Below are 937 nucleotides of genomic sequence, written 5' to 3' on the forward strand. Positions count from 1 at the left end.
GCATCAGCAAGATCCTGGGGCGTGAGCGTGGCCAGATCGGTCTTGCGCGGGATCCTGCGACGCATGCGGCCGATGGCATTCTCGACGCCACCTTTCTGCCAGGGGGCGTAGGGATCGCAGAAGAACGTCTGGATACCGAGCGCATGGAGGTCTGTGTGGCGGGCGAACTCGGTGCCGTTGTCGAAAGTGATGCTCTGTCGCAGTTCGGGCGGCAGCGGTGCCAGCAGTCGGGTGATGGTTTGCGCAACCGGACGGGCGGCCTTGCCGGGCAGACGCACGGCGATCATCAGACGGGATGATCGCTCATGCAATGTGAGGATGGCCTGGCCGTAGCGCGCGAACATCATCAGATCGCCCTCCCAATGGCCGGCGGTGGCGCGGTCCAGGGCTTCTTTTGGTCGGTCGGCGATCGGCACCCGGCCCTCGATATGCAACGCTGACGACCCGCCCTTGCGACCGCGGAAGCCGCGCTTGCTCTTGCCGCGCGGCAGATATCGTCGCCAGCTGTAATCCTTGGTGCGCGCGATCTGGGCGTGGATGAAACGGTAGATACTCTCCGGCGAGATCACCTTGCGGCCATGCTGTAAGGCGAGCACCCCGCAGACCTGTTCCGGGGACCAGCCGCACCGAAGTCCTTCCAGAACTTCGGTGCGGAGCCCGGCATCGCGGTCCAACCGGGCGCCCTTCCAGCGCCGCGCCGTCGTCTGGCCCTGCGCGTAAGCGGGTTTGTAGCCGACCTGCACGCCGGCATTGCGCTTCAGCTCCCGGGAGACAGTCGATGGCGCGCGATCCAGAGCTGCCGCGATTTGCCGGATCGAGCGCCCTTCGGCGTAAAGCTGGGCAATCCTGTAGCGGTCATCCAGCGACAGCTGGGCGTAGGTTCGGTCCATCGCAACACCCTAGTCTGGTGTTGCACTTCGTTTGAGAACTCAGCGGA

1 protein-coding gene is annotated in these 937 nt (G+C 65.0%); it reads right to left on the minus strand.

Features of this window, described 5'->3' with window-relative positions:
• Positions 1-890: IS30 family transposase (locus A4A58_RS20100; protein ID WP_068735433.1), on the minus strand; the 890-nt coding region annotated here is incomplete at its 3' end.
• Positions 891-937 lie beyond the last annotated feature (47 nt).

The organism is Tardiphaga robiniae, assembly GCF_001618955.1.
GTDB classification, from domain to species: Bacteria; Pseudomonadota; Alphaproteobacteria; order Rhizobiales; family Xanthobacteraceae; genus Tardiphaga; species Tardiphaga robiniae_A.